14 protein-coding genes, 4 tRNA genes and 1 pseudogene are annotated in these 21,399 nt (G+C 52.7%); 11 read left to right on the forward strand and 8 right to left on the reverse strand.

Annotated features, from left to right (window positions below):
* The first annotated feature begins 145 nt into the window (after positions 1-145).
* From clpB to LJU29_RS03675, 5 genes are all read left to right on the forward strand, one after another.
* Entirely contained in the window at positions 146-2,710 is a 2,565-nt protein-coding gene (clpB, locus tag LJU29_RS03655; RefSeq protein ID WP_004663469.1) for an ATP-dependent chaperone ClpB, read from the forward strand.
* A gap of 295 nt (positions 2,711-3,005) precedes the next feature.
* Positions 3,006-3,081: transfer RNA gene (locus tag LJU29_RS03660), tRNA-Asn, on the forward strand.
* A gap of 29 nt (positions 3,082-3,110) precedes the next feature.
* A tRNA-Pro gene (locus LJU29_RS03665) sits at positions 3,111-3,187 on the forward strand.
* Positions 3,188-3,192: 5 nt separating this feature from the next.
* Positions 3,193-3,268, forward strand: a tRNA-Lys gene (locus LJU29_RS03670).
* A 95-nt stretch (positions 3,269-3,363) separates the two neighbouring features.
* Positions 3,364-3,440, forward strand: a tRNA-Pro gene (locus LJU29_RS03675).
* Between the two features lie 329 nt (positions 3,441-3,769).
* Here LJU29_RS03675 and LJU29_RS03680 read toward each other — a convergent pair.
* The 3 genes from LJU29_RS03680 to LJU29_RS03690 all read right to left on the reverse strand — a co-directional run bounded on the left by LJU29_RS03680 (position 3,770) and on the right by LJU29_RS03690 (position 7,532).
* The gene (locus tag LJU29_RS03680; RefSeq protein ID WP_257111659.1) at positions 3,770-5,209 is read right to left on the reverse strand and encodes a site-specific integrase; all 1,440 of its coding nucleotides are present in this window, start codon (positions 5,207-5,209) and stop codon (positions 3,770-3,772) included.
* On the reverse strand, positions 5,206-7,134 hold the full coding sequence (mobH, locus tag LJU29_RS03685; RefSeq protein WP_257111660.1) for a MobH family relaxase: 1,929 nt from the start codon (positions 7,132-7,134) through the stop codon (positions 5,206-5,208). Before mobH ends, LJU29_RS03680 begins: the two co-directional genes overlap by 4 nt.
* A 266-nt stretch (positions 7,135-7,400) precedes the next feature.
* On the reverse strand, positions 7,401-7,532 hold the full coding sequence (locus LJU29_RS03690; protein ID WP_005741488.1) for a hypothetical protein: 132 nt from the start codon (positions 7,530-7,532) through the stop codon (positions 7,401-7,403).
* A 213-nt stretch (positions 7,533-7,745) separates the two neighbouring features.
* On the opposite strand from LJU29_RS03690, the gene LJU29_RS03695 reads away from it, so the two are divergent.
* Positions 7,746-8,147, forward strand: coding sequence for a DUF3742 family protein (locus tag LJU29_RS03695; protein WP_122298467.1), 402 nt, complete (start codon positions 7,746-7,748; stop codon positions 8,145-8,147).
* A 41-nt stretch (positions 8,148-8,188) separates the two neighbouring features.
* On the opposite strand, the gene LJU29_RS03700 is transcribed toward LJU29_RS03695, so the two are convergent.
* From LJU29_RS03700 to LJU29_RS03720, 5 genes are read right to left on the reverse strand one after another with little or no spacing between them, the layout of a single operon-like run.
* Positions 8,189-9,727, reverse strand: a complete 1,539-nt coding sequence (locus LJU29_RS03700) for a conjugal transfer protein TraG N-terminal domain-containing protein (protein ID WP_257111661.1) — start codon at positions 9,725-9,727, stop codon at positions 8,189-8,191.
* Positions 9,724-10,098: a hypothetical protein gene (locus LJU29_RS03705; RefSeq protein WP_257111662.1), complete on the reverse strand. Its 375-nt coding sequence runs from the start codon at positions 10,096-10,098 to the stop codon at positions 9,724-9,726. The genes LJU29_RS03700 and LJU29_RS03705 overlap by 4 nt, the downstream gene beginning before the upstream one ends.
* A 2-nt stretch (positions 10,099-10,100) precedes the next feature.
* Positions 10,101-11,492 (reverse strand): integrating conjugative element protein, encoded by a 1,392-nt coding sequence (locus LJU29_RS03710; protein WP_257111663.1) that lies wholly within the window; start codon positions 11,490-11,492, stop codon positions 10,101-10,103.
* Positions 11,489-12,427: a TIGR03756 family integrating conjugative element protein gene (locus LJU29_RS03715; RefSeq protein WP_116894603.1), complete on the reverse strand. Its 939-nt coding sequence runs from the start codon at positions 12,425-12,427 to the stop codon at positions 11,489-11,491. The genes LJU29_RS03710 and LJU29_RS03715 overlap by 4 nt, the downstream gene beginning before the upstream one ends.
* Entirely contained in the window at positions 12,427-12,900 is a 474-nt protein-coding gene (locus tag LJU29_RS03720) for a TIGR03757 family integrating conjugative element protein (RefSeq protein WP_181135199.1), read from the reverse strand. The genes LJU29_RS03715 and LJU29_RS03720 overlap by 1 nt, the downstream gene beginning before the upstream one ends.
* A 441-nt stretch (positions 12,901-13,341) precedes the next feature.
* On the opposite strand from LJU29_RS03720, the pseudogene LJU29_RS03725 reads away from it, so the two are divergent.
* From LJU29_RS03725 to LJU29_RS03745, 5 genes and pseudogenes are all read left to right on the forward strand, one after another.
* Positions 13,342-15,136 (forward strand): annotated as a pseudogene (locus tag LJU29_RS03725) (DNA methyltransferase); the annotation flags it as partial.
* A 198-nt stretch (positions 15,137-15,334) separates the two neighbouring features.
* Entirely contained in the window at positions 15,335-16,810 is a 1,476-nt protein-coding gene (locus LJU29_RS03730; RefSeq protein WP_257111664.1) for a site-specific integrase, read from the forward strand.
* A complete protein-coding gene (locus LJU29_RS03735; RefSeq protein ID WP_257111665.1) occupies positions 16,803-18,737 on the forward strand; it encodes a hypothetical protein in 1,935 nt (644 codons plus the stop codon). The genes LJU29_RS03730 and LJU29_RS03735 overlap by 8 nt, the downstream gene beginning before the upstream one ends.
* Positions 18,734-20,782 (forward strand): integrase, encoded by a 2,049-nt coding sequence (locus LJU29_RS03740; RefSeq protein ID WP_257111666.1) that lies wholly within the window; start codon positions 18,734-18,736, stop codon positions 20,780-20,782. The genes LJU29_RS03735 and LJU29_RS03740 overlap by 4 nt, the downstream gene beginning before the upstream one ends.
* Complete coding sequence (locus LJU29_RS03745) at positions 20,782-21,216, forward strand: hypothetical protein (RefSeq protein WP_257111667.1); 435 nt, start codon at positions 20,782-20,784, stop codon at positions 21,214-21,216. The genes LJU29_RS03740 and LJU29_RS03745 overlap by 1 nt, the downstream gene beginning before the upstream one ends.
* Positions 21,217-21,399: the final 183 nt, after the last annotated feature.

A 21,399-nucleotide genomic window follows, 5' to 3' on the forward strand; every position in this document is an offset into this window, starting at 1 on the left:
CTAGGCTTGGCCGAACACACGTCTGATCTGTATCAACCACGGCACGCTTGAAACGCGCAGAATCGTCCGCATCTAACTGGCTATTCAGCAGGTTTTCGTTATAGGTGTGTTCATTGCTCCGGCCTGCATTAAAGGAAGGTGACTAATGCGTATCGACAGATTGACCAGCAAATTACAGTTAGCGTTATCCGATTCCCAGTCGCTGGCCGTTGGCCTCGACCATCCCGCCATCGAACCTGCGCACTTGATGCAGGCGCTGCTTGAGCAGCAGGGCGGTTCCATCAAGCCTCTGCTGTTGCAGGTAGGCTTCGACATCAACAGCTTGCGCAAGGAACTGAGCGCAGAGCTGGACCGACTGCCAAAAATCCAGAACCCCACTGGCGACGTCAACATGTCGCAGGATCTTGCGCGCCTGCTTAACCAGGCCGACCGTCTGGCGCAGCAGAAAGGCGACCAATTCATTTCCAGCGAGCTGGTGCTGCTCGCGGCAATGGACGAGAACAGCAAGCTTGGCAAATTGTTGCTGGGGCAGGGCGTCAGCAAGAAAGCCCTGGAAAACGCCATCAACAACCTGCGCGGCGAAGGTGCTGTGAATGACCCTAACGTTGAAGAGTCGCGTCAGGCGCTGGACAAGTACACCGTTGACCTGACCAAGCGTGCCGAAGAGGGCAAGCTCGACCCGGTGATCGGTCGTGATGACGAGATTCGTCGCACCATTCAGGTGCTGCAACGCCGTACCAAGAACAACCCGGTGCTGATCGGTGAGCCTGGCGTGGGTAAAACCGCTATCGCCGAAGGCCTGGCGCAACGCATCATCAACGGCGAAGTGCCAGATGGCCTTCGCGGCAAACGCTTGCTGTCGCTGGACATGGGCGCATTGATTGCCGGTGCCAAGTACCGTGGTGAGTTCGAAGAGCGCCTGAAATCGCTGCTCAACGAACTGTCCAAGCAGGAAGGCCAGATCATCCTGTTCATCGACGAACTGCACACCATGGTCGGCGCCGGCAAAGGCGAAGGCTCGATGGACGCTGGCAATATGCTCAAGCCTGCGTTGGCTCGCGGCGAGCTGCATTGTGTCGGTGCCACCACGCTCAACGAGTACCGCCAATATATAGAGAAGGACGCTGCGCTTGAGCGTCGTTTCCAGAAAGTGCTGGTGGACGAGCCGAGCGAAGAAGACACCATCGCAATCCTGCGTGGCCTGAAAGAGCGCTATGAAGTGCACCACAAGGTCGCCATTACTGACGGTGCGATCATCGCCGCGGCCAAGCTGAGCCATCGCTATATCACCGATCGCCAGTTGCCTGACAAGGCCATCGACCTGATCGACGAAGCGGCCAGCCGCATTCGTATGGAGATCGATTCCAAGCCTGAAGTGCTTGATCGTCTTGAGCGTCGCCTGATCCAGCTGAAAGTGGAAGCCCAGGCGCTCAAGAAGGAAAAGGATGAAGCGGCTATCAAGCGCTTGGAAAAACTCCAGGAAGAAGTGGTGCGCCTTGAGAAGGAATACGCCGATCTCGAAGAAATCTGGACCTCGGAAAAAGCTGAAGTAACGGGTTCTGCACAGATCCAGCAGAAAATAGAGCAGTCCCGTCAGGAACTGGAAGCGGCGCGTCGTCGTGGCGACCTGAACCGCATGGCCGAGTTGCAGTACGGGATCATTCCGGACCTGGAACGCAGCCTGCAAATGGTCGATCAGCACGGCAAACCCGAGAACCAATTGCTGCGCAGCAAAGTGACCGAGGAAGAAATTGCCGAAGTCGTGTCAAAGTGGACCGGTATTCCCGTGTCGAAAATGCTGGAAGGCGAGCGCGAGAAGCTGTTGCGCATGGAAACCCTGCTGCACAACCGGGTAATCGGTCAGGAAGAAGCGGTGGTCGCGGTCTCCAATGCCGTACGTCGTTCGCGTGCAGGGCTTTCCGACCCGAATCGTCCAAGCGGTTCGTTCATGTTCCTCGGTCCGACCGGTGTGGGTAAGACCGAACTCTGCAAGGCGCTTGCCGAATTCCTGTTCGATACCGAAGAGGCGATGGTGCGTATCGACATGTCCGAGTTCATGGAGAAACATTCCGTGGCTCGTCTGATCGGCGCACCACCGGGCTATGTCGGTTACGAAGAGGGCGGCTACCTGACCGAAGCTGTGCGTCGCAAGCCGTACTCGCTGATCCTGCTCGATGAGGTCGAGAAGGCACATTCCGACGTGTTCAACATCCTGTTGCAGGTGCTTGAAGACGGGCGCCTGACTGACAGCCACGGACGGACGGTGGACTTCCGCAATACCGTGATCGTCATGACCTCCAACCTGGGCTCGGCCCAGATCCAGGAACTGGTCGGTGATCGTGAGGCGCAACGTGCTGCGGTGATGGATGCGGTGGGTACGCACTTCCGCCCGGAATTTGTGAACAGGATCGACGAAGTGGTGATCTTCGAACCGCTGGCGCGTGACCAGATCGCCGGTATCACCGATATCCAGCTGGGCCGCCTGCGCAAGCGTCTGGCCGAACGCGAGCTGGCGCTGACCCTGAGCCCCGAGGCGCTGGACAAGCTGATTGCCGTCGGTTACGACCCGGTCTATGGAGCACGGCCGCTGAAGCGGGCGATCCAGCGCTGGATCGAGAACCCGCTGGCACAGATGATCCTCTCGGGCAGCTTCATGCCCGGTACAACCATCACCGGCAAGGTGGTCGACGACGAGATCGTGTTTGCCTGATAGCGCTCGCCAGCTCTATATAGAGGGCCCTCTCGCCGAGGGCCTTTTTTCTGAGGATGCTGCCAGCAGTAAAATCGGGCCTGAAAGGGGATCTGGGAAAAAATCGCAAATCATTGTCTTAAAAAGCAATTTATAGGGTTGACAGGTGTTTTTAAAATTGTAGAATAGCGCGCCTCAGAGACGTGAACGCAACGATACAAACGAAGCGCAAAGGTCGATGAGATTGAAATCAACGAGTTAACAGCACGCTGGTTTCAAGGCAACAGGTTGTAAAGTTGAATCTGAAATCGATAGTTCCGCGATAGCTCAGTTGGTAGAGCAAGTGACTGTTAATCACTGGGTCCCTGGTTCGAGTCCAGGTCGTGGAGCCAGATTTCGTAAGATTCAATGCAGTTTCAGTCGGGGTATAGCGCAGTCCGGTAGCGCGCCTGCTTTGGGAGCAGGATGTCAGGAGTTCGAATCCCCTTACCCCGACCATATTTGGGTCGTTAGCTCAGTTGGTAGAGCAGTTGGCTTTTAACCAATTGGTCGTAGGTTCGAATCCCACACGACCCACCATTTTTGGTTCCAAGGTTCACCTTGGAGCCGAATCTTAAAGATCTGATGCCACTCGTATCAGGTCGCAGGCCGCTGGTTGAGGTGCCTTGATTTACCGGGGTATAGCGCAGTCCGGTAGCGCGCCTGCTTTGGGAGCAGGATGTCAGGAGTTCGAATCCCCTTACCCCGACCAAATACTGTTGCTACAGAGCTCGATCTTTAGATTTTTAGGTAGTCGGTCATTGCAAAAAAGCGGACAAGCGTCTTGGTGCGTTTAACCAGGCAAGCAGCCGTCTGGAGCGAAAGATAGCGCCAGCATCTGGTGATGTCAAATTAGAGCGCCCCGTTCCAAGCGAAAGCTTGTGATCGGGGCATTTTTTTTTGGAAAAAATTGCTGTGCTGTGCTGGCGTAGGCCCGCCTGAAGCAGTCATTAGGCCTCATAACTAAATAATCTGCAGTGCGAAGCATCTGCTGATAATGGCAGATTGAGTATTTTTACAACTGTCTCTATGGCAGCTGGATCACCATGACCTGCCTATCCTTCCGGTCATTTCCAGCATTTCAGGGCGTAGATGCCGAGCATCCTGGCTTGGTACAGGTCTGTCCTCAATCACTGGTTCAGTACCAGTTCCTCCGCCGGCAATGTTGTGTTGTACCCACTTAGTAAGTTCGCCCAAGCTTCTCAACAGATCTTCCGGGCTGGAGCAGCCTAACGGTAGTTGCCTAACAGCAGGGTCGCCTTCATTCAAGGGGGACGGTATGTACTCGTGACTTCCTGACGTGATATCTGGTGCAGCCTGTATTGTCGTACCCGAGTGCGAATTCAAAGGGGCACTTTGTTTTTTGCGCTTTAACTGCACGGTCTGGGCGGGCGTTTTGCCCAAGACGTGCCCCGATGCTCTGTCGGCAACTGCTGTCCTTTCGTGTATCGACGATCCCGAAGTCAAGTCCCTCACTGGAGCAGCTACAGAGTAATGTTTTTCAGCTCGCTGCGCGGCATCTGCTTTTGCCAGGTAGCTGATCTTGGCCGGTCGCTTGCCTCGCTCATTCATCACCGCTCGCATCATCTCGTAGTCAGGCTCTATGTAATCCATCGTCGTTGCGATATTCGAGTGGTTCAGCAGTTTCTTGGTCAAATAGATATTGCGCTCTGGCAGCGTCATCAGCTCGCTGGCGATCGTGTGACGAAACCGGTGAGGAGTCATGCGTACCCCGGTCATCGCGGTGAGCTTTTTGTACATAGCCTCCACCTGATTAGAGTTCATCTCTTGACGACGGTAGTGACCAGAAAATCTGTTTACGTTGAACAGTTGGTCTTCGGGCTGAAAACTCACTGCTTTAGCAGCGTTCATGATGGTTTCCAACTGTGCCATGAGCCCATCCGGGATCGGAATCAGGAACTCACGGTGAGTTTTCTCTGTTTCACCTCTGACTCGGATCAGCCGGTCGCCCAGGTACACATCCGCATAACGCAGGCACAGCAGCGCGTTGAGCCTTAGCCCCGTGTAGTAGAAGGTTTCGAACACGGTGAGCCAGAACCAGGCCGGAGTAATTTCTGTCCGTTTTCCAGTGGCACGTTCTTCTGCTGCCAACACCTTGAGCCAGTTACGAGCGCGGACGCTAGCGTCGTTAGCAACTGTCTTTTTTGGGCGCTTGGGTGGCACCACACTCGTGTTTTTAAATGGGTTAGCAACCATGTCTACCAGACCGTGTTCGATTGCGTAGCCGTAGATGGTGCGCAAATGGCTGGAGTACGTATTCCAACTGCGCTTTGAGATTCTCTCCAGTTCGGATCTGCGCCAGTCGAGCATGTCCCGGTGCGTCGTCTCGCTTGCCAGACGGTCACCGAAGAATCTGACATAGGACTTTGTGGCAGCCCAGTAGATCTTGACCGTGTCCGGCCGTAAATCATGGGTGAGAATGTATTCCTGGGTCAGCTCAGGCAGTGTCATTGTGTTCATTCAGATGGTTCCTTATCTGCCAAGTCCGCCAAGCTGATGACCGGGTTGTCGTAGGGCACTTCACTGAAGACGTCGGTGGGCTCTAGGAGCAGATAGCCCCGCAGTTGCTTGCTTTTGCGCGGTCCTTTGACCATGCATGTCCAAATGTTCAGGCCGGCGGGCGTCTTCCGATGTTTTTTCAGCTTCTCAAAAGATCGCTGGACCAATTGCCAGGCTTCGAGACCGCGCTCTTTCGCCTCGTGCTCAATCGCCGGATGCTCAAGCGCGTAACGTTTGAAGATATCCGGACTGACCAGAAACGCCGTGCTGTCCACGGTATGTACACGCGCTTTGGCGTCATTGATGATGATCCGGTGAGAGATCACACCGCCTTTCAGCCAGGTGAAGAAGTTGGTGCCATGATTCGGGGCCGAGTCAGTCGAGTTCTTGGCAGTGTCTGTTGCTGGAGTTGTCTCAAAAACGGGGATGTCAGCCTCAGCCTGCTTGGGCTGACTAAGCCGTGCAGGTGGTTTGGTTGGAGGAGAAAAGGGGATCTGATCGTCGTCAGTGCTCTCCGGGCTACTTTGCACTGGTGCAGTTGGAGCAGCAGGTACTGGATCGGGAAATAGATCGAGCAGCTCATCCAGCGCATCAAAATCTTTTACTGGTGCCGGTGCTTGTTTCTGAGAGGATTGCTGAGCCGTCTGATTGACCGCGGCAGGTATCTTCTTGTTGTTACCTACCGATAGTGGTTCGGCGGCTCCCACAAGCGCTTGCTCGACTTCTTCCGCCGGTCCTGCGGCTTCCACCGTAAGGGTGCCGGTATACGCCTCTGGTCTTTCGGTAGCGTTCGGCCAGATCAATGCCGGCGCTATCTTCAACACCGTGAACGTGTTCTTCCAGCCTCGACCATTGTCGATGCTGGCCTTCCAAATGGCTTTTCCCTCTCCATTAGGCTGAATGATTGCCTGATCCTGGAGCAGATTGAACATGGGGGCATTGGACGTCGGAATGTGCTCAATGCCCTGTGACAGCAGATGAGCCCTGAGCTGGTCTACCGCAGGCTTGCTGACAAGCCACAAGCCGTCCTGCGTCAGCCAGCCGTCTGAAGGACCATCGGGCTGGTTCAGCTTGAACTTCTCAGAGATGAGCATCCTCAAGCCTTCGGCCAGCTGCCGCTGAATGGATTGTTTAGGCGCTGACATTGCCCGACCTGGATTGCCGCCGAGTTCTTGCGCCACCGATGCCTGATCCGCCTGTGAGACAATTTCTCCCAGGATGTCGGCATGCTCATATTGCCCTGCGAACGCGAACACCAGTTGGGTCCAGAGCTCGGGAAACCCGCTGAGCCAGTCCAGTGCCTTCGCCGGAATGACATTGGCGTAGATCAGCGACGAAGCAGCTCCATGCAACCGGTAGTCGCGACCTTCCACGTACTTGAATCGGTATGGCTGATCCAGTGGCCCATGCCATGGATGCCAGGTCGTGCCGTCTGCCAGTTCCACCTTGACGTCCACAGCAATCTTGCCGAGGTCATGCACGAGCGCACCGTAGGCCGATGCGGCAGACCATGCTTCGGATTGAGCAGCCTGCGACTCGGGCGGGGCCCCGATGGGCAGCAGGTACATCTGCCGGATCTTCAGTGCGTAGGCGACGATTTCAAGCCCGTGATCCAGCATGCCGCCGTGGTAGGCATGGTGATGGTTCTCAGAGGCAGGGAGATGCTGCACCAAGGCTGCGTAGCTCTTGAATGCCTGCACGTATAGCGTATCGAACTGCGTGCGGGGCAGGGACGTTCGCTGCCATATGTTTTCAATGAGCTGACGCCGTCGGGGTGTAGACAGTAACGCGTCGGCAGACTCGGGTTTGGTAAACCCTGCAGCATTGGAGGGCGTGGCTGGCGATGTTTTTCTTCGCTGAAAGAAACTAAGCATTGAGGCACCCATGATGAAGTCATGGTGGGCCTTTTGCTCTATAGGGCTCAGCGTGACAAGTCGAAACCCATATCCATCTTGGAAAGGTTATGTACATGAGCCTCCACCTGAATGGTTGGGATCCAAACAGTGTCAGCGAACCGATGTTGCCATGCTTGCCGAAGAAAATGTAGTCTCCAACTGCTTGTTTAGGTTAGTTTTTTTGTAAATCCAATTTTCATGGAGGACCGCCTTTCGAACCCTTTCGGCGTCCATTTCCGGCGGAATCGCCGGCCTTTTCAGGTAAGGCACTTACCCTTATTCCCCATTCCATTCAAACCCTTCGCTTTGCCCTTTTGCTTCAGCCCATTTTCCCCTTTGGTGCCGACAATCCGGGGCAGGCAAAGATTGAAATCCAGTGAAAGGTCCATGGCAGCGCTTCATGTCTCCAGGTGAAGCGCACGATGGCTGGGACAGCTTTTCAGTCGAAGCACTGTCGACTCGGGCCTCTCAACGGTCGGTATCTGTTGCGCAACTGCTCGTCGAGGGCTTGATTTTCAAGGGGGATTGAGCTGAAGATACCCACTAATGGGTTATCAATTGATATCAATACGACATGCTCTAATCGACCGGCGAGGTGACACATGACCCCAGATGCCAATACGGATTTAAGTGGTGCAGCGCGTTTTGGTCACGTGCTCGGTCGTGGTCTGCGTCGAATACTCAATGTTGAGCGCGCGTTCTGGTTGTTGCTCAGCCGAGCTGGCGTGCCTGGCCTGATCGTGACACCAGTTAGGTGGGCTGCCCGTGTGGCGGTGATCGGTACTGGCGCATTCTTTGTGGCGTGGGGATTGCTGTATGTATTGGCGGTTGTGTGCTTTATCGCAATCGCAATCGGTTTCGTCACAAACCCTGATATTGAACGCGCTTTGCGTGGTTCTCAGCTCGTTCATTTTGATGATGAAGAAGATCTTACCTCCAGCAAGGTGAAACGCAATGGCGTAGATGGCTTCGGTAACTATATTGGTGGTGTTCGTGTTGATTAGAGTGCCGAATCCGTAAAGCGCGGCACCCTAATCAGCTGATGCTAAGGTTTTTTCTCTATTGCTGCTTTTATTTGATTAGCCCCTTTCGATGATGCTTGCCTCGCACTATCAACACCGTCGGTCAGTCCACTCATAAGTGAGCCAAGCTTCATTCCGGTCCAGCCCAGGGCAACTACCCAGAAACTTGGCAGGACGATGAACATTGCCCCTATCACGAAGTCCAGCAGCAGGTCTCCCTGTGCATTGCTGGCCCCAAACACTGGATCAAAATTGGAATGAGGGATGTCACTGCCGATCCCGTTGCCGTATAAGGCGTCCAGTATCGTGCTGTCAACCCACCGGGCCAGTTGGAACCAGAAGTCGACAAAGATCAATGCAAACTCGGCGAATGTGATCGTCATCACGACCTTCAGATCAAACATTCCGAATACCAGGACAAATGGAATACAGATGATCAAAGCCATCTTCATAAAGGCCATTACCATGGGGGCTGCCTGACGGACGCTGTCCATAGCGGGGTACATCGCCAACGATCCTGCTGCTTGACCGACGGTTGCGGTCAGGCGTGTGAAGTCATTCATCACTGAACCACCCACTTGGCCTCCGTAGTCGGTATACACCTGTCCCTGCGTCAGTTTCTGCTTCCTCGGAGAAACCAGATCGCGAATGACCGAGTCGTTCACCTCATTCGGGGTCATGAATTTTGCCCACTGAGCGAGCTTGCTCAGCAGATCTGGACTGACCTGCTCCAGCAGCCTGGCTCGTAGGCCAATGCTGCTATCCGACCACCACTGCGTGCAGGTAGGGAAGCCACCGCCACCGGTGGTTTGGGGCAGGCCTGCATCGCGAGTTGTGTCATAAGGCCATTTGGTTCGAGGCGTGTGTGATCTAAATCCAGAGAAACCATCATCGTAATACCCTGGCGTCTGCAGAAAGAACCTCGAGCCGATCCAGTTGACGTCGTTGAGTTGATCCTTACTCAGGGTAGGCTGGGTCATGAACAGCTTTGCACGCGCCCGTGCATAGCAGTCGTTCGTGAAGTCAGCGACCTCCTGGGCAAGCAGCGGGTCGTTGATACGTGCCCTGTTCACATCCATTCGAACTTGTTGCAGGTCTACACCACAAGGGATCGCCGCGATGGAGGCTGCGGTTGCGGCTTTTGACATCGCATGCACGAATAGCCACCACGCAGGAACAACGGCGCTTTTTCCGTTCAAGGTACTGAATGAGGTGTTCCAGCCCGTATCGGCAGGGTTGGGTACCGAATACTGACACTGCTCCGAGCGGCTTCGGTCAAACCGCAGCGTGTCGATGCTGACGGTCACCAAAGGCATGCAGCAGACAATGATGACCAGAATCGCGGTGTAGAAGCGGTTCTCGACTCGGGCCAGTGAGAGCACCCCTTTGTTGCCTTCGTCGGCCCCCTCGGCACGTGCCTTGAGCCATTCGCTGATGATGATGGCGGCAAAGGGGGCTGCGAATAGTCCGCTGTCCTCGATCATGTTCCAGACGCCGCTGTTGATGATCCAGGCCACCAGGGTGAGGTAATACTCCAGATAATCATTGGTGTGTAAAATCATAGTGTGCTGACTCCCTCAAGCAGACTTGCACGCCGCAGCTCCAGCAGGGCAATCAGCAGCAAGGCTGCCATCTCGCACCTGCTCAGCCCTGATGGGACTGGGTTGGTGGGAGACGCTCGGAGTGTCACGTGTTTCCTGATCTTGAACCATCCGAAGGCCAGCGTTGCGTAGACCAACAGCCGCCAGGCCAGCATGTACCCGTAGTGCGTTCTCTGCCATTCGCTGAATTGCTCCAGATCCCCAAACACCTTGCTGACGAACGTCAGAAACGCCACGACCAGTAGCGCCGTCAGTAATGACATCGATAGAAAAGCCAGCGCAGCTTTGCCCGCTTTTCTCCATCGTCCAGTTTTTGCTGTGCTCGACGTCATCGTCAGTCCTCCTTCTTCGGGCTTTGCAGTTGTTTGAGGCGATCCGGTGTGGGATCACCCTGGAAGATGATTTTTGAGCCTTCCTGCCGGCTCTGAGCTCGTTGCAGAATGGCGGTCGGAGAGTTGCTGGCTAGATTGCGCCGCATGTCCAGCTCGGTCTTCAGGTTGTCAATTTCCTGTTGCAGGTTGTTGTTCTGCTGACTGACCGCCTGCTGGGCCACATCATTGGCGGCGATGTTCGGTTCCTTGCTCCCGGTAAACAGGGTGCGTTGAAGTAGCAACGCTTTACCCAGCACATCTGATAAAGCGAGCTCTGAAGCGAGGCGTTTGGCCAATATGTCCTGGTCGTGTTCGGAGCGCAGGGCCTCGACCACGCCGCGCGTCACAGGCAGAGAGCTACTGCTGGCTTGCGACAGGTTCTCCTGCGTGAGGGACTTGTTGCCTGAAATGAGCTCCTGCAGTGCCTTGAGTTTTGAGTCGTAGGACTCTTGAATGAGGGGCGTGAGTCCAACGCCAGCAGTGGAGGTGGTTTTGGAGCAACCCTCACACGTGCGCTGTTGCTGCTCTCCCAGAACACGGTTGGCGAATGTGGTTGCATCCTGCGGCGAAGGCCAGGTAGAGCACACCATGCCGTTGTTGCAGCTCGATGGGCTGATAGACGCTGTATCAGCGGCATTACGTCCGTTCAGCAGGTTGTATCCTGCCCGAGTGACATCGCCTACGACCTTGATCGGTTGCTGGCCCGATCCGCCGGCCTTGCTTCCACCCACCCAGGTGATACCGTCATTCCCACCTTGCTTTTCGACCTGCGCGACGGCCGAGACAGCATCTGTATTCCCGTTTTTCACCGCCTGACTCATGGCCTGGCCTTCGGCGATCTTGTCCCAGCCCATTTGTCCGCCCGCGACATCGAGCATCTTGTCCGCTATGGCGCGGCACGTGCCTTTGGAGCGGTCGAAATCAAGACGGCCTTGCAGGATGCCGTTGGTGAGCAGGTTGTAAAGCGCCGGATTGGCGCGCTGGATAATCAGCCCTGGCAATGAAGCCACCGCGCTGGTGGCGTTGGAGATCATCGAGCCCATGATCGTCTGAAAGCCGGAAGTGGCACCGTTCAACTGATTCTCCAGTGTATTGTTCAGGCTCATGTTTCCGCAGACCAGGTTGCTGTTCCAGCCACCGCCAATGCTGATGCTGTCCATGTTCCCGGCGCTTCCCATGGTCACGGCGTTGCCGCCGCCGACGCTGTACAAGACATCGTCACCGATGACGCTACCGGACGAGCTGGCACTGATCCCTGGCGTCTCGGCAAGGGCGCTGTGTACCGTCAGGGCGCTCATGATTGCGATAGTCAACATGGCGGCGCAGCGCATGATTGAAGTCCTCTTGATCATCATTGAAAGTCCGTACTGCCAAGAAAAGTTTGTCCTTGCCGCTTGCAGCAGGAATAGGGTCGCCATAGCGCCCAGGCATAACCGCCATCGGTCGCCTGCACACGGGGCTGCGAGTTCGGGAATACCGCACAGCTTTGACTGAGGGTCGGCGTGAGCTCTTGCCACTTACCGGTGGTGGCGTCGGTCTCGATCAATTCCCCGGCAGGCCAGTAGCCTGGCTGAGGCTTTGCCAGAAGGGGTTGATAGACGTGAATCTGACCGCGGCGAGTGACCACGTCACCAGCGCGCTGCGCGATCACGGCCGCTGCCTTGTAATCGTCGGCTTGATGGATAAAACCACTACGGGGATAAAGGCTTCCCCACATGTCCCCCGAGGTGAGACCGCCCACCTCTCGCTGACTGGGAATCAGGGCTTCGGGATAGGCTGATTCTGGAACACCATAACGCCAGGCGATGGTGTCCAGCGTGCTCAGCAGGTAAGGCATGTAGGGGGTCGCAGCACCCTGACAGGCATACCCCGAAGCGCTGGCAAACTTACTGAACGTAGCACCTCCGGGGTGGCCAATGACGTCAGTGTTTTTGAATTTGGCCAGGTTGTCTTCGTTGTTGTGGTTGGTGGTTCCGTCGCCGCCATCCTGGGCGAATGAAGTGGGTGAACTCAGCGAAGAGACTTCGACCCAAGGGTTTTCCCCAGTGTTCGAGTAGCTCGATACAACCGCGTCGGGAACATAATGTCGAACCTTGGTCGACGTCTTGACCTTGCAGCCAAACGGCGTGCAGAGCAGCCAGTAGCATATGCCGACCACCTTGTACTCCAGGCAGTCAGGCGACAGGGTTGAGGCGGCGAGGGTGGCCGAGGTCACTGTACCGGCGGCGGCTGGCCCGGTCGAGATCGACAGGGCCAAGGCCGTCCATGCCGAAGGCTTGCGCAGGTTCATCACGGTATATCTCCCTGGCCAGCTTCATCTTGATGGTGGGCAGCAGCACGCCACTGGGCAATGCGCTGTTCCGCCGCCAGAACATTGGTTTCGCCATACACAACAAACGTGCGGTCGACCACCACTGCTGGGACCTTCGTGACCCCAATGCTCCAGGCGTCTACAAGGTTTTGCTGAGATAAGGCCAGGTCGCGCTGCAAGCGCTGCGCATCGCTGCTCTTGAGGCGTTGCTGCATGATGGCGATGGCTTGCTGCTGATTCGCTGGTAGCCCTTCCGAAAGCTTAGTCTCAAGCCGCTCTTGCTCGTCCAGGAGAATCAGCCGGACATGTGCCGATGCCTGAACGGGATGATTACCGTCAGTAATCACCCACGTCTCGGCGCGCGTGAGGGTAGCCTGGGAGGCCATGAACAAGCTCAGGAAGCCCAAAAGGCTACGTTTGGATCTCAAGCAAAAGGTTCTGGAGGGAAGCATGTGGCAGTACCTGCAGATGGTGTCAGGTACAGGAAACGCGATTGATGAAGAGCCGTCAGTAGGAAACCGTTATCGGGACGATTGGGGTTTGGTGGAGTCTGCTTGGATGGTGCGCCCGCCATCAAGCAGCAGGCGCGGTAGCACTTTCGGGAGAGAGGTGAGATCCAGGTTACGGGCGACATTTGCTGGTCGGCAGCCCGCTCCGAGATTATAATATTGGGCATTGTGGAGCAACGGAGCCGAAAACCAACGTAAGGCGGGACTAGCGTTCGCTGCCGCTGTGAACATGGGCGGTTACCACCTCATTTGAGGCTGCCGGGTTATCATCCCCGACCGTGGCCGGCACGAATACAAAAGCCCACTGTGGTCTAGCCACAACCCACAAAATTAACGGCTAAAGTCGTCGCAATCGCTCATGAGCGATCTGGACATTGGTAAACCATGAATGCAGTAGAAATTGAGTCCGCAATATCGGAGCTGGCCCTCCAGCCCTTCGACACCGCGGAGTTTCCATTCGCCTTTCTGGCCGCATTTGGCAGTAAGGACACGGCCCTCAAGCGCCTGCGTGCAGGCAACAACAACGCATCGGATGTGGCCGGTGGCGTGCTACTGCGCAACAACATCCATATCGCCGTATGCGAAGCCGGTACCGTGGTAGAAACCCTCAAGGCATTGCGCGCTAGCCCGGCCACCACAAAAGCCAAAGCCAAGTTCATCCTCGCCACCGATGGCCAAACTCTTGAGGCTGAAGAGCTGATCGGAGGTGAAACCATCACCTGCGCTTATTCGGACTTCCCCAACCACTTCGGCTTTCTCCTGCCTTTGGCCGGCATCTCCACCATAAAGGAGATCAAGGACAACCCCATCGACGTGCGCGCCACGAGCCGCCTGAACAAGCTGTTCGTTGAACTGCTGAGTTACAATCCTGACTGGGCCAAGGCAGAACGCCGTCATGATATGAACAACTTTATGGCGCGGCTGATTTTCTGTTTCTTTGCCGAAGACACCGACATCTTTGATGGCGATAGTCTGTTCACCCTCACCGTGGAGCGGTACAGCGAACGCGACGGCTCCAACACCCATCTGGTGCTGTCGGAAATCTTCCGCGCCATGAACATCCAGCGGGCCGAGCGGGCCACCGCTCAGTCGCGGCTACCCAATTGGGCCATCAGCTTTCCCTATGTGAATGGTGGCTTGTTCTCGGGTAGCGCCGGAGTACCGCGCTTCTCGCGGATGGCGCGCACTTACTTGCTGCACGCCGGTAACCTAAACTGGCAAAAAATCAATCCAGACATCTTCGGCAGCATGATCCAGGCCGTGGCCGATGATGAGGAACGCGGCGCACTGGGTATGCACTACACCAGTGTGCCCAATATACTGAAGGTGTTGAATCCACTGTTCTTGGATGATCTGCGTGCGCAACTGGACGCGGCCGGTGACAACAAAGCCAAGCTGCTCAACCTCCGCAAACGTATGGCGCGCATCCGCGTGTTCGATCCGGCCTGTGGCTCCGGCAACTTCCTAGTCATAGCTTACAAGCAGATGCGCGAGATCGAGGCGGAAATCAATCGCCAACGGGGCGAAGCCAACAATAAATCAGAAATCCCGCTGACCAACTTTCGCGGCATCGAGCTGCGCGATTTTCCGGCAGAGATTGCACGCTTGGCGCTAATAATCGCCGAATTCCAGTGTGACGTGCTGTATCGCGGACAGCTGGATGCGCTGGCAGAATTTTTGCCGCTGGACTCGCAGAACTGGATCGTCTGCGGCAACGCACTGCGATTGGATTGGTTAAGCATCTGCCGGCCCTCGGGTACTGGCGTGAAAGTCGTTGGTGATGACTTGTTCAGCACACCCTTGGATCAGACTGAAATCGACTTCGAAAACGAAGGAGGTGAGACTTATATCTGTGGGAATCCGCCGTATCTCGGCTCGAAATTTCAGACACCAGAACAAAAGGCTGATGTTTCTGCCGTGTTCAGAGGCCGCACGAACGCTTCAAAGTCACTGGACTATGTCACAGGCTGGTTCATGAAAGCTGCGGACTACGGTGCTAGTGCTAATTCTGCTGCTGCATTTGTGACAACAAACTCCATCTGCCAAGGTCAACAGGTATCGATCCTGTGGCCATTGATCTTTAGCGCAGGCTACGAGATTGAGTTTGCTCATACCTCGTTCAAGTGGGCCAACCTCGCTAGCCACAATGCCGGAGTAACAGTGGCCATCGTAGGAATTGCACCCAAAAAATTGATAAAAAAGCGGAAATTATTCTCAGAAGGCGCGAGTGGACTCATTCAGGCGGAGGCAGACAACATCAATCTATTCCATAAGTTGGACCCTTGGGTTGAATCGCTTAACAAGAAAAATATTGACAAGTAGGGATTACATTCAACACATAACCTATAAGATTGACTCATTCCTCTGAGGTTGAGTCATGTCCTACTCCAATCCGCGTCACGAAGGTCGCCTGGTGCTGATCCCCCATGTGCGGGATGCCTTCGCCAGTTTGCATGTCACTGAAAAGCCTCGCGGATCCATTGAGTCGACGCTTGAAGGCGCTACTTCCAAGGTGCTTCATCAGGTCAATGAATTTGGCGCATTAAGCGGTTCAGGTGATATCTACAATTGTCCTTTCCTATTTCACAATACCGGCAAGCCGTGGTTTGAAGCTAATTCTTACCTTCGGTACTTGGTTGAAGACAAAACATTAACTAATAGGCCTACCGACGAAATTCGTCGTCGGGCCAGCAAGCTACTAGACTATCTGATCTTCTGTGAGGAAGAAGGGCTTGATTGGCTAGACTTTTCAGGCCGTCGTCCAGCGCTGAGGCCCACATATAAATATTTTGCCAGTTTAATTAATGGCGGGAAACGTAGTGCGGCTGTAATAAATCAATATACAGGCGTTGTGTTTAATTTTTACAGGTTCGTAAGTTGTAATTGGCACGATATTGATATGCAGCGAGTCGATACGGTCAAGGAAATTAAGTTTCTTGTAAAAAATTCCTACGGAGCGGCCAAAATGCTTTCGGCTGAGAAACGCAGCCAGACCAAGTCGAAGGCGCCCGCCAGTTTTGTATCAATAGGCTATGTGCGAGAGGACGGTGAAGACCTCCGGCCGCTCTCGAATACCGAACTGGCGGAGTTTATGGGGATTTTGAAAGGTAAAGAATGGTCGGCCTTGGAGCGCGTTATCCTACTTACTGCGTTAATCACGGGGGCGCGCAAGCAGACTGTTTTGACCATGCGTATTAAGCATTTGAAGAATTTTACGCCGGATAAATTACAAGGCGATGGCACTTATCTTTTGCATGCGGGCCCTGGTACGGGAATTGATACTAAGAAGGATCGCAGTCAGCGGTTGCATGTGCCAAAGCAGCTTGCAGAGGAATTGCTGGTGCTCGCAAACAGCTCTATGATGAAGGAGCGGCGAGCCAAGTTGCGCGTGCATCTGGCAACACAATACCCCGGCTTTTTCATGAGTGATGATGATATGTATATCTTCCTCTCCGACCAAGGCGGATGCTATTACATGGCGAAAGACGATCCGCGTTACCCGGTTGTAAAATCCCGTCCTACAGGCCAAGTGACGGACACTATCAAGCGCAAGCTGCTACAGAAAGTATCTCATATATTTCCAAAAGATTTTACGTATCACTGGTTGCGTGCAACTTTCGCGTTCCAGCTATATCAGCGCCTGCAAGAGTTCATTGAAGCCGGCATTATGCAGCCGGGGAACGACATTGATTTTATTAGGGAACGTATGCACCACGTTTCGAGAGAAATGACGGAGCACTATCTTCAGCTATTCAAGATGCTGCCTAAGAAACTAGTTGCTCAAGAGTTTTATGAGGCAAAGCTTTTTTTTAATAGTTATGCTGATCTGGGGCTGGATCCACAAGATGGATAAAGAAGTAGAAATGGTGCAGCGGGACACGGATATCATCACGCTAGAACAGATTGGCACGGAGTTTTTGCGCCCAGAGCGCCTGCGCTTGCAACTCGCTGAAGCGGGAGGGCGTAAATCTCCATTAGATATTGGAAGTTTTGCCTATTGCAATCGCGGGAAGATCGCTGGATTCGGACTTGACTCAGATAAAGGTATTCCGGTAATGGAATCATCATTGGTCAAAAGCCGCCGCAAGCTGATTATAAATCTGCTAGATTATTTTTTGGGTTTTCGAGGTACAACAGTTTTACTTCGCTTTAGGTTGTTTGAGGGTGTTGTTAATTGGTTGAATGAAAATGGATATATGGAAGTATTCAGCGATGCTGACCAAGCGTCTAGTGCATATGTGGGATATACTGACTATCTGAATGAATTGCTTCTAAAGGAGAGGTTTTCTTCTAGGCATGCGAATGCCCTTCAAAAGGCGTTCCAGAAACTTATAGAGTTACAACTGCCAGAAGATTATAAATACGTCATACGTTGTGCGGTATTGATTTCTCCCGAAAGGAGTTCTACTAGACCGCCGAGGGTGTCGGATGTACAAATGTTTAAGGATGCTTGCTTGGCCATTGGCCGTCGCTATAGCGAGTTCCTCCTTAAAAATGAGCATTATCCGTGCGTGGTGAAAATAAGAGATTATGAGGTAGTGCGATTTCCTTCGAAGTCGGGTACGTCCGGCCCATTCACTCAATGCGCCGCTTGTTATAATGCTGACGCCCGGCGTATTTCTACTATCGATGAGTATTTTTCGCGTCTTGTGGAAAAAAGGCGGGATGTTAACCTGGGCAACATCAAGTTTGACCTTAAAAAAGTGCAAGTTAATTTTGATGCTGCTAATACGAATCGACGTTGTTATGATCGGATTCTAATGGCTGTTCTGGCAGCGAAAGCCTATGCAGCCCTGATGTTGCTTATAACCGGTGCCTCCCCCACAGAACTAGAGCAATTTAAATATGAGGATGCTCTGGAGTTAGCAAGTTCTTCGCTAAAAAAAGAACTGGTAGCAATTAAATTTCGCGCGGGGGGAAAGAAAGCAGGCTATGTCATTGGCCGCAAAGAAGGGCTACATATTCTCAAGGAGTATCTGAAGCTTCGCGAATGGGTTCTTGATGGCCAGTACGTTGATAGTTTGTTTTTTACTGTTAGTAGTAAAGGTGGTGAATTTGGTCGAGTATTTTCCAGATTTTATGCGGCTACCGCAATGCAAACATTTTACAGTTCTATCTCGGGAGTTTTTTTGGATCCGACGTTTCCCAACATAACGTCACGGAAAGTTCGCAAACATAAAAGTAATACCGAGCACTCGGCACGCTTCGATCCAGAGGTTGTAGCTCAGTCACTAAACCATACCAAAGCGGTTAATTTGGCGGTGTACTCTGAAGCGACTATCGAGCAGCAGGAAACGGAATTTGGCACATATTGGGAGTCTGTGCGCCACGCCGCGCAGATGGTGCGTGAACGAAGTGAAGCTGCGCTAAAAGCAGGGACTTCCACGGCATCCGGCCATTGCGAGGTCTTCAATTTGCCGAGGGCAGTATGCGATGCTGGAACGGTGGTGATTGAACCGAATTGTCGAACTCAATATGGCTGCTTGTATTGCGCACACTATATTTGTCACTCTGATCAGGAAGATATTCATAAAGTCCTTAGTCTACATTATGTGATTAACGTTGTGCGTGATACGGCGGGTGATAGCAGTCATGCAGAGTCTTTATATAAAGATTTATGTATCAGGATCGAATTTGTTTTGGATGCAATCGCGGCTCGCTCTGAAGTTACAGCTAAAATGGTTGCAGAGACGAGAGAAAAAGTTTTCGAACTTGGTGTACTAACACCATTTTGGGAAAGGCGTTTGCAGCGTTTTGAGAAAATGGGGGTTGTATTTTGAGTTTGGCAGCCGTAAGTAGTCTTTTTGTTGGTGCTGAACGATTGGGTAGTTTTGCTCCGGATAAAGCCCTGATTACTAGTGCCTTTGTACCGAACCCAGATTTTGTCTTGTGCCGCGACAATAGCGGCGCTCCAACAGCTGTTTATAAAGAACAGGTTTGGGATTTTAATCCTTATAGGCTCAGTTCGAAAAAGGTCAATAAGTTTTATTTTGAAACGGTTTTTGAGTTTAATGGCTCTGAACAGTATTCGCTAATTGATGAGGCGAAGTATGTGATTTACTGCCTGATCTATTTTGTGGGTGGTGGGCGAGCCGGCAAGCTCAGCGTTGGAACAGTAGTAAACTATTGGTTTGTAATTCGTGCAGCTATTAAATTCTGTGATCGACAAAAGGAAAAACCAGCCGTTGGCTCGCTTACTTTGCGGCAGTTACTAACTACCCCCATTTATTTAGCTGCATTCCTTGAGGATAATAAAGATAGTTGCTTGATCGCTAGGTTGGTTTCCAGCATCCTTAGGGGGTTGATTCTCGTTGGTGAGGACCGCCTAGGTTATCGAGTAGTTAATAGCGGTGATCTTAAATTTGATAGGGGTAGCTACCATCAACACCCGGTAATTCCTACTCGGATTTATTTGGGGATGATAAATGGCTTGGCCGATCTATTAGATCAGATGCACGTTGGTATAGGTCGTTTCGAATCATTCATAGCTAAGTTTGATGATAAATATTACGGGCTTAATTTCTCAACTCAGAGTGCGGCAGGGTTTGGCGGTAAAACCTACTTTAGGCCAGCTATGATTGATGCGCTTGAGCATCATGGATTGGCTGATGTTTTTTCTGGTGAATTTTTGTGTGAGCATAAAAGATATTTTAGTTCGTCACTGCTAAAAATGCAGTATGCGTTAAAGCAGGTTATTCACCTATATACTGGAATGCGCGATCAGGAAGTGCTGCGTATGCCGTATAATTGTCTTGCAGAGCAGATATATATAAAGGAAACCGTTGACGATATCGGCGTGGTGCGTGATCGGACGAGAGCAGTAAGCATACTTTCTACTACGACCAAATTTACCGGTTACAGAAAAGCAGAGTCGTGGTTTGCGCCAAGTGATGTCGTCAAGGCAGTGAAGATCGCACAGGCCATCTGTCGCGGTCTTGCAAAATTGTACAAGATCGCAACGGGCCCGAACTGTCCCTTATTTCTCAATCCGTCTATCCTAAAGCATAAGGGAGCCGAGGTTGGAGTTGGTAGCTTAACTGCTTCAAATGTGAGGCTTGCAGCTTTCAAATCTTTTGTAATTGAATCGTCTGACTTGCAGGAGTTGTCTCAAACCGACACTAAGCGCGACTTTTATCACGAGTCTAAATTTGGAGTTGGACAATCCTGGCCTTTGACCAGTCATCAATTTCGCCGTTCATTGGCATTTTATGCAAGCAATAGCGGGTTTGTCTCATTGCCCAGTCTGAAGTCACAGTACAAACATATGACCATTGAAATGTCTCGGTATTACAGCAATGGTTTCGAAAACCTCAGGACAATTTTTGGTTACTACGATCCTGGAAGGAAAGAGTTTGTATTGCCTCCTTCTCACGTTGCTTTGGAATTTCAAATGGGAATTCCCATGGCTGTTGCGAATCAACTTCTATCTGATGTGCTATTTAGAGATGACCCCTTATTTGGCGGTACTGGATCCTATATGGAGAAACAAAAGACTCGCGTAGAAAAAGGCGAGGTATGTGTAGAGGATGTGCGGGCTGAAACTGTTGTTCAGGTAAAGAGTGGGAGTATTAGCTATCGAGACACACTCTTAGGCGGGTGTACAAAAGTCGGACGATGCGACTCCTTTATGCTAGGTGATTTTACTGAGTGTCTCTCTTGTGAGGGCGCGATAATTAAGCCTGAACTGGTCGATGATGCTATTCAAGTTACAACTGCCGAGCTGGCTGGGTATGCAGATAATACTGGCGAGTATCAAATCACAAAGGGCGATCTTGAGCGGTTGTCTTACTTTAAGGCGCGTCAGATCAACAGAGTGGAGCGTTAATGGAACCTACGAGCAGCGGTCTGATAGCGTGCGAGGACGCTTTGCAGCGTCTTTTGGATGGCAAACCTGTAGTGGCGGTGCATGTGGGATTGGATTTCTCGAAGCTCACGGCCAGCATTGTTAGTTTGGAAGCCGGCTTCGACCGAGGCTACTTGAAAAAGTCGAGAAGAGCCCACTTACCAATATTGGCAAAAATTGAGGCATGTCGTGCGAAAGCTAATAACGGCGGAGGATCCTCAAGCGGGAAAAAAATTCAGCGCCTTGAAGATAAGTTAATGCTATTGGGGCGCGAGCTTTCAATCGCCCAAACGCAACGCGATCGGGTGCTTGCGCAGAATATTCAATTGTGGGAGCGTGTTAGGGAGTTGGAACTGTCAGAGCGCCAAAGAAACTCTCTAAAACAAGTAGGTCGAAGCAACCGAAGTATGGGGTAGTAATTTATTGATATGGATTACCCGTTGAGCGCAGTCTGCCGTTTGTTTTAAAGTATGTCTGGATCAATTGGTTTGCACTTGTGCCTGTTTGAAACACGGCGGCACCGGTTGATCCATAGCATAGTGCCATGATATGGGTTGGCCGATGCTTAGTTTTCATCGGTGAGTCGGCCTCGTGGCGGG

The organism is Pseudomonas ficuserectae, from assembly GCF_024584585.1.
Taxonomy (GTDB): domain Bacteria; phylum Pseudomonadota; class Gammaproteobacteria; order Pseudomonadales; family Pseudomonadaceae; genus Aquipseudomonas; species Aquipseudomonas amygdali.